We start from the raw sequence: 12,834 nt of genomic DNA, 5'->3' as shown, positions 1-12,834 counted from the left end.
AGGGCGTCTGCCGCGGCGCCTCAGGGCGCCAACGGCACCCTGGGCTCGAACTTTGCGCGCTTCAGGCTGAAGAAAGCCTTGACGTTGCGCACATTGGCGTCGGCCGTGAACAGGCGCTGCGCCAGCGCGCCGTAGTCCGGCATGTCGCGCGCCGCCACCACCAGCACGAAGTCCGGCCCCGGCGAGACGCGCCAGCATTGCTGCACGGCGTCGTCGGCGATCACGCGGGCCTCGAAGGCATCGAGGGCCGCGGCGTCCTGCCGGTCCAGCGAAATCTCGACCACCGCCTGCAAGCCATGGCCCAGCACCGTGGCGAGCCGGTCGGGCGAGAGCAGCGCAACCTGGCGCTCGATCAGCCGCTCCTGCCGCAGGCGCTGCACGCGGCGCAGGCAGGTGGGCGGCGAGATGCCCACCTCGGCGGCCAGCCGCTGGTTGGTCTGCGAGGCGTCGCGCTGGAGCGCATCGAGCAGACGGAGATCTATTGCATCCAGGGAAATTGATTCCATATTTAATTGAATTATGGAATAAAAATCCAGAGATCTCGATTGATGAAAGAAAAGTTCGAAATTTCATGAATCTCGGATGCATATTTTTTCAACTGCTTCCTACCATCGAGCCTCTACTTCATTCAAAGGCAGCTCACCATGTGCGGCATCGTCGGCGCAGCGTCCCATCGCAACATCGTTCCGGTCCTGGTCCAGGGCCTGCAGAGGCTCGAATACCGCGGCTACGACTCCTGCGGCGTGGCGGTCCATGCGGGCGGGCTCGCGCGGGCGCGCACCACATCGCGCGTGGCGGACCTCGTCACGCAGGTGCGCGAAGACCATGTCGAAGGCCTGACCGGCATCGCCCACACGCGCTGGGCCACGCACGGCGCGCCCGCCGTGCACAACGCCCATCCGCACTTCAGCCATGGCCCGGGCGCTGATGCGCAAGGCGCGCGGCCGGGCCGCATCGCGCTGGTGCACAACGGCATCATCGAGAACCACGAGCCCCTGCGCGCGGCGCTCGAAGCCAGGGGCTACGTGTTCGAGAGCCAGACCGACACCGAGGTCATCGCCCACCTCGTCGACAGCCTCTACGACGGCGACCTGTTCGAGGCCGTGAAGGCCGCGGTGCTGCAACTGCACGGTGCCTATGCCATTGCCGTAATCTGCCGCGACGAGCCGCAGCGCGTGGTCGGTGCGCGCGCGGGCTCGCCGCTGATCCTGGGCGCGGGCAAGGAGGGCGGCGAGAACTTTCTTGCGAGCGACGCCATGGCGCTGGCCGGCGTGACCGACCAGATCGTCTATCTCGAGGAAGGCGACGTGGTCGACCTGCAGCCCGGCAAATACTGGATCGTCGACCGCAACCACAAGCCCGTGCAGCGCCAGGTGCGCACCGTGCAGGCGCACAGCGGCGCGGCCGAGCTCGGCCCGTACCGCCACTACATGCAGAAGGAAATCTTCGAGCAGCCGCGCGCCATCGGCGACACGCTCGAGGGCGTGGCCGGCATCGTGCCCGAGCTGTTCGACGGCATCGGGCAGGACGGCGCCACCGGCGCGAGCGCGCACCGCGTGTTCAAGGACATCGACAAGATCCTCATCCTGGCCTGCGGCACCAGCTACTACAGCGGCTGCACCGCCAAGTACTGGCTCGAGAGCATCGCGAAGATCTCGACGCAGGTCGAGATCGCGAGCGAGTACCGCTACCGCGATTCGGTGCCCGATCCGAAGACGCTGGTGGTCACCATCAGCCAGTCGGGCGAAACCGCCGACACGCTGGCCGCGCTCAAGCATGCGCGCTCGCTCGGCATGGAACAGACGCTGACCATCTGCAACGTGGCCACCAGCGCGATGGTGCGCGAATGCAAGCTGGCCTACATCACGCGTGCCGGGGTGGAGATTGGCGTGGCCTCGACCAAGGCCTTCACCACGCAGCTGGCCGGGCTGTTCCTGCTGACGCTCGCCATTGCGCAGACCAAGGGGCGCCTCAGCGAGGCCGACGAGGCGCGCTACCTGAAGGAGATGCGGCACCTGCCCGTCGCGCTGCAATCGGTGCTCGCGCTCGAGCCCCAGATCATCGGCTGGGCCGAGGACTTCGCGCGCAAGGACAACGCACTCTTCCTGGGCCGCGGGCTGCACTATCCGATCGCGCTCGAAGGCGCGCTCAAGCTCAAGGAAGTGACCTACATCCACGCCGAGGCCTACGCCGCCGGCGAGCTCAAGCACGGCCCGCTGGCTCTGGTCACGAGCGAGATGCCCGTGGTGGCCGTGGCGCCCAACGACACCCTGCTCGAAAAGCTCAAGAGCAACCTGCAGGAAGTGCGTGCGCGCGGCGGCGTGCTCTATGTGCTGGCCGATGGCGACACGAAGATCAAGAGCAGCGAAGGGCTGCACGTGATCCGCATGCCCGAGCACTACGGTGCGCTGTCGCCGATCCTGCATGTGGTGCCGCTGCAGCTGCTGGCGTATCACACGGCGTGCGCGCGGGGCACCGATGTCGACAAGCCGCGCAACCTGGCGAAGAGCGTGACGGTGGAGTGAGGAGGCTGGGCTCGGCAATACGAGCGAGTTCTCGCGCCCGGATCGTGAAGCGCTGGTGGGCGCGGGGTTTCTGGCCCAGGCACTCCCAAGGCGACATCAAGTCCGAGCCGGGCGTTGAATCGGTTGGCGCTACGCTAGTGGTTGTCCTCGATGTTGAGGACTTTTCCCAAACCCAGAAAATAGTTGGCAAACGCAAGCAGCGCCGCGGTCACCGCAATGTAGACAGCGGAGAGCGCCGCCAGGGTCGGGTCGGCAAACTCCCGAACATAGTTGTACATGGCCACCGGCAACGTCTGCGTATCCTGTGTCGTCACGAAAAGCGATGCAGTGAATTCGCTGAATGACATGATGGCGGCGAACAGCCATCCGCCGAAGAGCCCCGGAGCCAAAAGAGGAACCGTGACGGTGAAAAGCGTCTTCACCGGCGACGCGCCCAGGCTGGCCGCCGCCTGCTCGAGCCGTTCGTCCAGGTTCTCCATGGAAACATAGACGCTCCTGAGCACAAAGGGCAGCACCAGCATGACGTGGCACAGAATGACGATGCCGTATCCACGTTGCACCGAGGTCTGCGACACCAGGATGAGCAGGCCCAGCCCCAACGTGAAATGCGGCACCACCAGCGGCGAATGCAGGATCGCGAGGAGGAGCTGCTTGCCGCGGAACTCCAGCCGCTTCACCGCGATGGACAGACAGGTCCCGATCACCAAGGCCAGGAAGGAAGACCATCCGGTGACGACCATGCTCGAGCGAAATCCTTCCTGGAAATCCGGATAGCTGAACACCCGCGCAAACCACTTGAGCGAATACGATTCAGGCGGAAAGGCAAGGATCGCTTTTTCGTTGAATGCGGCGATCGTCACCACCACCACCGGCAACAATACGAATGCAAGCAGGATGGCGATCAGGAGCGGTCCGGCAACACGCAGCGGCAGAGGCAGGGAACTTCGGATTTTCATTTCAGTGTCCTCCAACGGTCTTCAGGCGCTTCGTCAAGAGTCCCAAGGCAAAGAGCGCCGCGGTCGTCATCAGCAGCCCCATCACGCTCAGGCTGGCTGCCAGTGGAAAATTCATCGAGGAAAAGCCGAGCTGGTAGACCAGGGTTGACACCGTGGGCACGCGGCCTCCGCCAATCATCTGAGGCGTCGCAAAGGCACTGAAAGTCCAGGCAAAGGCGGTCGTGATGCTGGCCAGAATTCCTGGCATCGAAAGAGGCAGCGTGACCGTGACGAAAGTCTTGACGGGGCCTGCACCAAGGCTCTGCGCGGCCTTTTCATAGTCGCGGTTGATGTGCGAGATCGCCGTGGCGAGCATCAGGACCACCACGGGAATTGTCACGTGCACCAGCGCGACGAGCACGCCCAGGTGGGTGAACATGAGTTCGAACGGCCATTCGATCAAGCCGAGCTTTCGCAAGGTGCCGTTGATGAAGCCGTTGCTGCCCAGGACGGCGATCCACGAGTAGGTCCGGACGATTTCACCCAGAAACAGCGGCGTGATCGAAACGATCAGGATGAAGGATTTGAGAGCCCGGTTCTTCACACGAACCAGGGCGTAGGCCAGGGGATAGGCGGCGACAAGCGAGAAAACCGTCGTCTCCACACTCAGCAGCAAGGTATTGGCAAACGCATCGAGATAGATCGACTTGCCCATGCCGGAGAAGTTGGCGAAAGTCAGCCCGCCGACATCCAGCGAGCCGGGGACAAACGCCCGAAAGCTGAACTGGAACACCGCGGCCAGTGAAACAGCGATGCCCATCGCAACAATGACGGCTGGAGATACCAGCCAGGCCCGTAGATCGGAGCGCATTCCTGAACCTTGTTCCAGAGACCAGCGGGGTCAGTTCATGATGTTTTCGGTGAACCACTTGCGCCACTCCGCAGTCTTCTCGGCGCGCAGCTTGTTGTCGATGACGATGGTCTGGGTGTCCCACTGTGCCTTGGTGGTGAACACGCCGGGCAGCTTGGCGTCTTCGGCCGAAACCGTCGCGTTGTCGACGACCGGGCTGGCCTTCTTCGAAGCCACGATCTTTGACTGCACTTCGGGCGACAGCGCAATGTTCAGGAACTTGTGGGCCAGGTCGGTCTTGGTACTTCCCTTCATGATGGCCATGGTGTCGACGCCGAGCACCGCACCTTCCTTGGGCATGACCACCTTGATCGGCACGCCCTGGCTGGCCATGTGGTACGCGTTCATCGAGAGAATGACTTCCACGGGCGTTTCCCCGGTGGCGATCAATTGCTGCGCATTGGCGTCGTTGGTATAGAAGGCCTTGAAGTTGGGCTTGAGCGCCTTGAGTTTGTCCTGCCCTTTTTCCCAGGACTTGGCATCTCCGCCCGACAGCATGGCGGAAACCGCAATCAAATGGCTGGGGTCGAAGTCGGGGGCACTGATCTTGCCTTTCAGGGCCGGATTCCACAGGTCATTCCAGCTTTCGAATTTGACGCTGGGCGGCAGCAGGTCGGCGCGATAGCCGATGGAATACACATAGGCCCAGCTGCCGATGTGGTATGGGCTGATCCTGGCGCGGTCGACCAGGCGGCTGGCGTTCGGGATCTTGCTGTTGTCGAGCTGCTCGAACAGGTCGCTGTTGACATAGAGCCAGCCGACATGCGAGGTCGTGAACGTGATGTCGCTTTCGGGCTTGGAGGCGAGCTTGGCCTTGTTCAGGCGGTCGATGGTGCCGCCGGTCACGTACTTCACCGGCACGCCGGTCTGTTTCGTGAACTCCTTGCCGATGTTCTCGTCGATGAGGTCGCGGAAGCTGCCACCCCATGTGCTCACCACCAGGGCGTTGTCCTGCGAGTAGGCCGATGTGGCGGCCAGCGTGGCGGAAAGCACGCACAGTGTCAAAAGCTTGCGAATCATTGAAAACCCTCAGATCGAAAAGTTGAACGTTGGTCGGAGCAGGCAATCCGTCGGCGAGTCGCGCTGAAGGTGCAGGCATTGCGCCAGCACCATGTCCACTCACCTCAGCGACCGGATGATGTGGAACTCGCGACTTGCGGCCAAGTCGCCTTTTACTTAGAGGTGCCTCAATTTTCCTGATGGGCGCGGGTCGGCGGGCAAAGCTCGGAAATTCCTAAACGGTCGCCCGGAAAATACAAATGGCACCGATGTCCGACGCCGATGACCATTGCCATTCCCGTCATCAGCCCTCCGCAACATGAAACACACCCGCATCCGGCCTTTCAATACCAAGGTCACGTACCCGGAACAGAAGCTCGACAACGACCTTTGCCAGGCCGTTGTCGCTCGAGGCAGCACCGTTTTCCTGCGAGGGCAGATCGGACAGAACCTTGAAACGTCCGAGAGCGTCTGTATCGGCGATGTCAGCGGTCAAGCCGAGCAGGCCATGGCGAACATAGCGATGCTGCTCAAGGAGGCCGGCGGCGAACTCCAGGACATCTGCAAGATCACGATCTACATCATCGATCCGCGTTACCGCGAGGCCGTATATCTCGTCGTGGGCCGCTGGCTGAAAGGGGTTTTCCCCGTGTCGACAGGGATCGTGGTGTCTGCCCTGGCCCGTCCGGAATGGCTGGTGGAAATCGATGCCACTGCCATGATTCCCGACTGAGCCCCATGACGTTCTCCATCATCGCGCGCTGCCCGGCCACCGGGCAGTTCGGTGCCGCCGTTGCCTCGTCCTCCCCCGCGGTCGCCTCGCGTTGCATCCGCGGCCGCACGCACGTGGGCGCCGCCGCCAGCCAGAACATCACCGATCCGGACCTGGGTCCGCTCGCCCTGGACCTGCTCGCCAGCGGATTGACGCCGGCGCAAGCCGTGGCCGAGTTGCAAAAGCGTCCCTTCATCGACTACCGCCAGGTGATGGCTATCGATGCGTCGAACCCGCCGGTGGTTTTCACCGGGGCCAAGGCGCTCGGCACCCTGGCCAGCGTGGTCGGCACGCATGCTGCCTGCGCCGGCAACATGCTGCTCACACCCGAGGTGCCCCAGGCGATGCTCTCGGCATTCGAGAGCGCAGAAGGCCCGCTGGCCGAACGCCTGATGCAGGCCATGCTCGCCGGCCAGGCGGCTGGTGGCGAGGAAGGCCCTGTGCATTCGGCCGGCCTGCTGGTCTACGGGGAGCAGAATTGGCCGATCGTGGATCTGCGGCTGGACTGGGTGGAACTCGACCCGGTGCAGGCCCTCTACGCCACCTGGAAGGTGTACGAACCGCAGCTGCAGGCCTACATCACGCGGGCGCTCGACCCGCGCGCAGCCCCCAGCTTCGGGGTGCCTGGAAACCTCTGAAGGGCCGCCGGTACACTGGACTGTCAACGTCCCGCGCCGCTCCCCAGCCTCTTCTCTACTCGACATGCTCAACCGCGTTTCCTTGCGTCAGATGGAGTATTTTGTCGCCACCGCGACGCACGGCAGCATCGCCGCCGCGTCGGCGCAGATCCATATCTCCTCGCCTTCGATCTCCGCGGCCATTGCGCATCTCGAGTCCGAACTCAACGTGCAGTTGTTCGTCCGCCATCCTTCCAAGGGACTGGGACTGACCGCCATCGGCACCCTGGTGCTGCGGCAGTGCGAAGACGTGCTCGACCAGTCCTCCCGCCTGTATGAGATCGCCTCGGATTCGAGCGATGTCATGCAAGGCGTTTTGCGGGTGGGCAGCTTCCAGTCGCTCACCGCCATGATTGCACCCGAGGTCATCTTCGGATTTTCCCGGGCGTTCGAGGCGGTGGAAGTGGAGATGGTCGAAGGCGACCAGGTGGTCTTGATGAACAAGATCCGTGCGCTCGAGATCGATCTGGCGATCACCTACGACCTGCACCTGGGCGACGACATCGAGTTCGAAACCCTGGCGACGCTGCCGCCTTATGTGCTGGTGAGCGAACTGCATCCGTTGGCGCAGGAGAAGGCTGTCACGTTCGAGGAGCTGGCTGCCCAGCCCTACGTGCTGCTCGATCTGCCGATGAGCCGGGAGTATTTCACCTCGCTTTTCGCCAAGGCCGGCGTCACGCCGAACATCGTGGCGCGCTCGCGGTCCGAGGAGGTGGTGCGGTCCATGGTGGCCAACGGCATCGGGTATGCGCTGTTCAATGTGCGGCCCAAATCGAACCAGGCGCTCGACGGCAAACGCATGGTGCGTGTGCGTCTGGCCGGCACCAATCGCCCGATGCAGCTTGGCCTGGCAACGTACAAGCCGATGAAGCAGTCGCGATTGACCCGCGTCTTCATGGAGCGCTGCCGTGCCTACATCTCCGACCAGTACATCCCCGGCATGAGCGCGGCGAGATTTTTCGACCCCCACATCGCAGCGCCCTGAAGCGCCCAACGCATCGCCATGGATCAAGAAAGTGCCGCAAGCATGTCCAGCATCTCGCTGCTGGAAACCCTGATTGCCTTCCCCTCGGTTTCCCTGAGGCCGAACATCGGGCTCATCCACAAGGTGCAGGAGATCCTGGCGGAAGCCGGCATCGAATCGATCCTTGCACTGGACCCACAGGACGCCAGCAGGACCAACCTGTTCGCCACGGTGGGCCCGCAAGGCGTTCCGGGTGTCCTGCTCTCCGGGCACACCGACGTGGTGCCCGTGGACGGTCAGCCCTGGACTTCGCCACCCTTCGAGGCGACGCACAAGGACGGCCGCATCTACGGACGCGGCTCGGCCGACATGAAGGGCTTCGTCGCCTGTGCCGTCATCGCCATGGTGGCTGCGGCCCGCAGACCGCTGAAGCGACCCCTGCAACTGGCCCTGTCCTTCGACGAGGAGATCGGCTGCGTCGGCGTGCGCCACCTGCTGCGCCGGCTAGAGAACGGCCTTCCCGCACCTTATCTTTGCATCGTCGGCGAGCCCACCCTGATGCGCATCGGCACGGGTCACAAGGGCAAGTCCGCCTATCGGGCAGTCTGCTGCGGCCAGGCCGGCCATTCGGGCCTGGCGCCCAGATTCATCAACGCCGTCCACATGGCGAGCGACCTCGTCGCGTCGGTGCGCGAGGTGCAGCGTGAACTGTCGGAGACCGGCCCTCGCGAGGAGGGCTACGGCGTGCCCTACTCCACGGTCCATGTCGGCGTGATCCACGGCGGCCGGGCCCTGAACATCGTGCCCAGCGAATGCGAGCTCAGTTTCGAGATCCGCCATGTCTCCGAGGACCAGCCCGAGGAAATCCTGGCCCGCGTGCTGCAACGCCTGGTCGAACGCGTGGCGGCCGATGCGGTGCATCCCGAGGCGCCCTTGCCGGACATCCAGCTGACCAACAGCTACCCCAGCCTGAACACGCCCGAGGATTCGCCGGCCGTGGGCTTGCTCAGTTCCCTGCTGCCCCCCGGCACCCGCCGCACCAAGGTCGATTTCGGATCCGAAGGCGGCTTGTTCAAGCAGAGCTGGCGCGAAACCCCTGTACTGATCTGCGGCCCCGGCAGCATCGAGGTGGCGCACAAGGCCGATGAGTACGTGGAACTGTCGCAGATCGAAGCCTGCGACCGGATGATGGCCGCGCTCGTCGACTTCCTTTGCCGGTAGGCCTCAGCGCATGCGCAGGATTTCGCGGTCGATGCCGCGGACATCCGTCTTGCCGCAGAAGGCCATGGAGAGATCGAGTTCGTTCTGGATGAGGTGCAGGGCCGTGGCAACGCCTTTCTCTCCCAGGGCGCCCAGGCCGTACATCATGGCGCGGCCGATGTAGGTGCCGCGCGCCCCGAGCGCGATCGCCTTCAGCACGTCCTGCCCCGAGCGGATGCCGCCATCCATGTGCACCTCCACCCGGTGTCCGACGGCCTCCACGATGCGTGGCAGGGTGGAGATCGACGACGAGGCGCCGTCGAGCTGCCGCCCGCCATGGTTGGACACCACGATGGCATCGGCCCCGCTTTCAACCGCCAGCCGCGCGTCCTCGGGATCCTGGATGCCCTTGACGATCAGCTTGCCGTTCCATCGCTTCCTGATCCATTCGATGTCCTGCCACGACAGGCGCGGATCGAACTGTTCCCGGGTCCACTCCACCAGCGAGCCGATGTTGTCCACGCCCTTCGCATGCCCGACGATGTTGCCGAAATGGCGATGCCGGGTGCCCAGCATGTTCCAGCACCAGCGCGGCTTGCTCGCCAGGTTCACGAGGTTGCGCAGGGTCGGCCGAGGGGGAGTGGACAGGCCGTTCTTCCTGTCCTTGTGCCGCTGTCCGAATACCTGCAGGTCCATGGTGACCACGAGCGCGGAACAGTTGGCGTTCCGGGCCCTCTCGATCAGGCCTTCCACGAACCTCCGGTCGCGCAGCACATAGAGCTGGAACCAGAACGGATGGCGGCCGGTCGCTTCGGCCACCGCCTCGATCGGGCAGATGCTCATGGTCGACAAGGTGAACGGTATGCCGAACTTCTGCGCCGCGCGCGCCGCCAGGATCTCGCCATCGGCATGCTGCATGCCGGCGAGACCCGTGGGCGCGATCGCCACCGGCATGCTGACCGCCTGGCCCACCATGGTGCTGGCGGTGCTGCGCTCGGCGATGTCCACCGCCACGCGCTGGCGAAACTCGATCTTGCCGAAATCCTCTTCGTTGGCACGGTAGGTGTATTCGGTCCACGAGCCGCCATCCACGTAGTCGTAGAACATCCGGGGCACGCGTTTCCTCGCGAGGCGGCGCAGGTCTTCGATGCAGGTGATCTCGGCCATGCAGCTCAGGTCTTGCCGTACGACATGTACGCGTCCTGGACCGCGATATGGTCGGCGATGTACTTCGCGTCATGCCACACGCCGTAGATGAAGGACGAAGCGCGGTTGACCAGGTTCGGCAATCCCAGGAAGTAGATGCCGCTCTCGGCGGAAATGCCCCGCTTGTGAAACGGCGCGCCTTTTTCATCGAAGGCATTGACCTTCAGCCAGCTGTAGTCGAAGGCGAATCCGGTGGCCCAGAGAATCGTCGTGATGCCGGCCTTGGCGAGATCCAGGCTCATGATCGGCTCCTTGAGGCAGTCCGGGTCCGGCAGCAGTTCCCAGGCTTCGGGCTCCGGCGCAAAGGGCAAGCCGTTCTGCTCGATGTAGGCATCCGCTTCGCGCAGCACGTCGAAGTACGCCTGGTCGCCGTCCGCGACATTCCTGGCCAGGCCTTCTTCGAACTCGATGACGCCGTCCTTGTGGGCCTTGGTCAGGCCGACCAGCGTCACGCCCATGTGCGCAAGGCGACGGAAATCGACCGTCTTGCCGCCCTCGTAGCCACTGACGGCGAACGCGACGTGCTGCTTCTTGGGCTTGATCTTGACCTCGTCCCACAGGCCCAGGGCACCCAGCCACCAGCAGTAGTCGCGGCCGCGGTAGGAGCGCGGCGGGCGGTAGTGCTCGCCCACCGAGAGATAGACCGTCTTGCCCGCCTTGCGCAGCTCCTCGGCGATCTGCGAGCCGGAAGCGCCGGCACCCACGACCAGCACGGCACCTTCGCGCAACTGGCCCGGGTTCTTGTACGCCGAGGAATGCAGCTGCTGGATGCTATCGGTTTCGGGAACGATCTTGGGATAGGCCGGAATCTGGAAAGGACCGGTGGCCGCAACGATGTTGGTCGCTTCGATGACCCCCTCGGAGGTCGTGACCGTGAAGCCCGGGCGACCCACGTTGCGCTCCACCTGCTTGACATCGACACCGGTGCGCACGGGCGCCTTCAGCATGGCGGCGTAGTCCTCGAAATACTGCGCCATGCGCTCTTTCGGTGGAAATGCCTCCGGCGAAACGCCTTCGAACTTCAACCCTGGAAAACGGTCATGCCAGGCGGGGCCATTCGCGACCAGGGAATCCCAACGCTCCGAGCGCCAACGTTCCGCGATCCGCTTGCGCTCCAGCACCACATGCGGCACACCCACGAGCGAGAGATGTTCGCTCATGGCGATGCCCGCCTGACCAGCGCCGACCACCACGGTATTGATTTTTTCCACTGACATTTGTGTTTCCTAAAGAAGATCGCCACTGATGCACGTCGCCAGGCAGCCTGGAGACACCAGCCATCGATGCAGGCGAGTCTGAAGAAGCACACCGCATTTGAAAATCACGTTTTTCGGATTCAGGGCTTAGGAAAATGCAAAGCGCTGCCCGCAAGGTCCACGCCGGGGCTCGTGCCCGCGGCCATCGAGACCTTTCGTTTTTCCGAGGGGTTGCATCAATTTCGGCAAAGACCCGGACACGGACTCCTGGCTTATCGTTCGCGCATGAAAGTTGTTCACTCCGACCCTGCAGCGCAGCCCAGCCTTTCGCATCCGCAGGCCGACACAGCCGTCAGTCTGGAAGGCGTGGTCAAGAAGTACCACGACCAGACCGTGCTGCACGAGGTCTCGCTGAAGATCAAGCGTGGCGAGTTCCTTACCCTGCTGGGTCCGTCGGGCTGCGGCAAGACGACGCTGCTCAACCTGATCGCGGGCTTTGCCGAGGCCGACAGCGGCGAGATCTTCATCGAGGGCCAGCCGGTGACCAGCGATCCGCCGCACAAGCGGCAGATCGGCATCGTCTTCCAGAACTACGCGCTCTTTCCGCACATGACCGTGGAGCGCAACATCGGCTATGGCCTGCGGATGCGGGGCGTACCCAAGGACGAGGTGGCCCAGCGCGTCAAGGAAGCGATGGCCATGGTCAAGCTCACCGGCCTGGGGCACCGCAAGCCGCGCGAACTCTCCGGCGGCCAGCAGCAGCGTGTGGCGCTGGCGCGCGCACTGATCATCCAACCCAAGGTGCTGCTGCTCGACGAGCCTTTCTCGGCCCTGGACAAGAGCTTGCGCGGCTCGATGCAGGTCGAAATTCGCGAGATCCAGCGCCGCCTGGGACTGACGACGGTCTTCGTCACCCACGACCAGGGCGAGGCGCTTGCGATGTCGGACCGCATCGCCGTGATGTCGGCCGGCGTCATCCGCCAGATCGCATCGCCGGCCGACCTGTACCGCAGCCCGCAGGATCCGTTCGTGGCGTCCTTTCTTGGCGACGTGAACATCCTGCCGGCCCACTACCACGGCAAGACCGCCCACGAGATCCATCTGCGCCTGGGCTCCGGCCATCTCAGCCTTCCGCAGGCTCGGCTGGTCGATGCATCGCACGAAGGCGAAAGGCTGGACGTCTACGTCCGGCCGGAACACATCCTGCTGGAGAGCCTGCATGCCGGCTCGGTCCTGAGCGGCACCGTGATTCACCATGTCTTCCAGGGCGACCACATCAACACCTACGTGGATGTGGATGTTCCGAGGACGGCCCGGCAGGTGGTCACCGTGCGCAGTGCGGGCCTGGGCGCCATGCAGCATTGGCCCGTCGGCTCGGTCGTCGGGCTGGCGCTTCTCGATGAGGGCATCAGCGTCTTCACCAGTCCCCGGCAAACCCCATGACCGACAT

General features: G+C 63.9%; 12 protein-coding genes. 6 read left to right on the top strand and 6 right to left on the bottom strand.

The genetic code is table 11. The features are described from left to right. Positions 1-20: 20 nt before the first annotated feature. Positions 21-506: an Lrp/AsnC family transcriptional regulator gene (locus IB278_RS07810; protein WP_192323141.1), complete on the bottom strand. Its 486-nt coding sequence runs from the start codon at positions 504-506 to the stop codon at positions 21-23. Between the two features lie 138 nt (positions 507-644). Between IB278_RS07810 and glmS the strand changes: the two genes are divergently transcribed. Beyond that, a complete protein-coding gene (gene glmS / locus IB278_RS07805; protein ID WP_192323140.1) occupies positions 645-2,525 on the top strand; it encodes a glutamine--fructose-6-phosphate transaminase (isomerizing) in 1,881 nt (626 codons plus the stop codon). Between the two features lie 134 nt (positions 2,526-2,659). Here the strand turns inward: glmS and IB278_RS07800 are convergent, their stop codons facing one another. The 3 genes from IB278_RS07800 to IB278_RS07790 are packed head-to-tail and all read right to left on the bottom strand — an operon-like array spanning position 2,660 to position 5,390. Beyond that, complete coding sequence (locus IB278_RS07800) at positions 2,660-3,481, bottom strand: ABC transporter permease (protein WP_192323139.1); 822 nt, start codon at positions 3,479-3,481, stop codon at positions 2,660-2,662. Position 3,482: 1 nt separating this feature from the next. After that, positions 3,483-4,331 (bottom strand): ABC transporter permease, encoded by an 849-nt coding sequence (locus IB278_RS07795; RefSeq protein WP_192323138.1) that lies wholly within the window; start codon positions 4,329-4,331, stop codon positions 3,483-3,485. 30 nt (positions 4,332-4,361) lie between these two features. After that, positions 4,362-5,390, bottom strand: coding sequence for an ABC transporter substrate-binding protein (locus tag IB278_RS07790; RefSeq protein ID WP_192323137.1), 1,029 nt, complete (start codon positions 5,388-5,390; stop codon positions 4,362-4,364). Between the two features lie 298 nt (positions 5,391-5,688). Between IB278_RS07790 and IB278_RS07785 the strand changes: the two genes are divergently transcribed. From IB278_RS07785 to argE, 4 genes are all read left to right on the top strand, one after another. Further along, positions 5,689-6,102 carry a RidA family protein gene (locus tag IB278_RS07785; protein ID WP_192323136.1) on the top strand — a complete coding sequence of 138 codons (414 nt, stop codon included), beginning with the start codon at positions 5,689-5,691 and terminating at the stop codon, positions 6,100-6,102. Between the two features lie 5 nt (positions 6,103-6,107). Next, the gene (locus IB278_RS07780; RefSeq protein WP_192323135.1) at positions 6,108-6,779 is read left to right on the top strand and encodes a DUF1028 domain-containing protein; all 672 of its coding nucleotides are present in this window, start codon (positions 6,108-6,110) and stop codon (positions 6,777-6,779) included. A gap of 64 nt (positions 6,780-6,843) precedes the next feature. Next, entirely contained in the window at positions 6,844-7,803 is a 960-nt protein-coding gene (locus IB278_RS07775; RefSeq protein ID WP_192323134.1) for a LysR substrate-binding domain-containing protein, read from the top strand. A 42-nt stretch (positions 7,804-7,845) separates the two neighbouring features. Further along, positions 7,846-9,003, top strand: a complete 1,158-nt coding sequence (gene argE, locus IB278_RS07770; protein WP_192323133.1) for an acetylornithine deacetylase — start codon at positions 7,846-7,848, stop codon at positions 9,001-9,003. Between the two features lie 3 nt (positions 9,004-9,006). Here argE and IB278_RS07765 read toward each other — a convergent pair whose 3' ends face one another. Then, positions 9,007-10,149 carry an alpha-hydroxy acid oxidase gene (locus IB278_RS07765; RefSeq protein WP_192323132.1) on the bottom strand — a complete coding sequence of 381 codons (1,143 nt, stop codon included), beginning with the start codon at positions 10,147-10,149 and terminating at the stop codon, positions 9,007-9,009. A 5-nt stretch (positions 10,150-10,154) separates the two neighbouring features. Then, positions 10,155-11,405 carry a flavin-containing monooxygenase gene (locus IB278_RS07760; protein ID WP_192323131.1) on the bottom strand — a complete coding sequence of 417 codons (1,251 nt, stop codon included), beginning with the start codon at positions 11,403-11,405 and terminating at the stop codon, positions 10,155-10,157. Between the two features lie 264 nt (positions 11,406-11,669). On the opposite strand from IB278_RS07760, the gene IB278_RS07755 reads away from it, so the two are divergent. After that, on the top strand, positions 11,670-12,827 hold the full coding sequence (locus IB278_RS07755; RefSeq protein ID WP_192323130.1) for an ABC transporter ATP-binding protein: 1,158 nt from the start codon (positions 11,670-11,672) through the stop codon (positions 12,825-12,827). The last annotated feature ends 7 nt before the right edge of the window (positions 12,828-12,834 follow it).

This window comes from Variovorax sp. VRV01 (genome assembly GCF_014852545.1).
In the GTDB taxonomy this organism is placed as follows: Bacteria; Pseudomonadota; Gammaproteobacteria; order Burkholderiales; family Burkholderiaceae_C; genus Variovorax; species Variovorax beijingensis_A.
The sequence above is the reverse complement of the archived record's forward strand: the minus strand, read 5'-3'. Positions and strand labels throughout refer to the sequence as shown.

Bases quoted from the DNA above. Each gene is read 5' to 3' on its own strand.
- IB278_RS07810 (WP_192323141.1), bottom strand. From the start codon at position 506: ATGGAATCAATTTCCCTGGATGCAATAGATCTCCGTCTGCTCGATGCG.
- glmS (WP_192323140.1), top strand. From the start codon at position 645: ATGTGCGGCATCGTCGGCGCAGCGTCCCATCGCAACATCGTTCCGGTC.
- IB278_RS07800 (WP_192323139.1), bottom strand. From the start codon at position 3,481: ATGAAAATCCGAAGTTCCCTGCCTCTGCCGCTGCGTGTTGCCGGACCG.
- IB278_RS07795 (WP_192323138.1), bottom strand. From the start codon at position 4,331: ATGCGCTCCGATCTACGGGCCTGGCTGGTATCTCCAGCCGTCATTGTT.
- IB278_RS07790 (WP_192323137.1), bottom strand. From the start codon at position 5,390: ATGATTCGCAAGCTTTTGACACTGTGCGTGCTTTCCGCCACGCTGGCC.
- IB278_RS07785 (WP_192323136.1), top strand. From the start codon at position 5,689: ATGAAACACACCCGCATCCGGCCTTTCAATACCAAGGTCACGTACCCG.
- IB278_RS07780 (WP_192323135.1), top strand. From the start codon at position 6,108: ATGACGTTCTCCATCATCGCGCGCTGCCCGGCCACCGGGCAGTTCGGT.
- IB278_RS07775 (WP_192323134.1), top strand. From the start codon at position 6,844: ATGCTCAACCGCGTTTCCTTGCGTCAGATGGAGTATTTTGTCGCCACC.
- argE (WP_192323133.1), top strand. From the start codon at position 7,846: ATGTCCAGCATCTCGCTGCTGGAAACCCTGATTGCCTTCCCCTCGGTT.
- IB278_RS07765 (WP_192323132.1), bottom strand. From the start codon at position 10,149: ATGGCCGAGATCACCTGCATCGAAGACCTGCGCCGCCTCGCGAGGAAA.
- IB278_RS07760 (WP_192323131.1), bottom strand. From the start codon at position 11,405: ATGTCAGTGGAAAAAATCAATACCGTGGTGGTCGGCGCTGGTCAGGCG.
- IB278_RS07755 (WP_192323130.1), top strand. From the start codon at position 11,670: ATGAAAGTTGTTCACTCCGACCCTGCAGCGCAGCCCAGCCTTTCGCAT.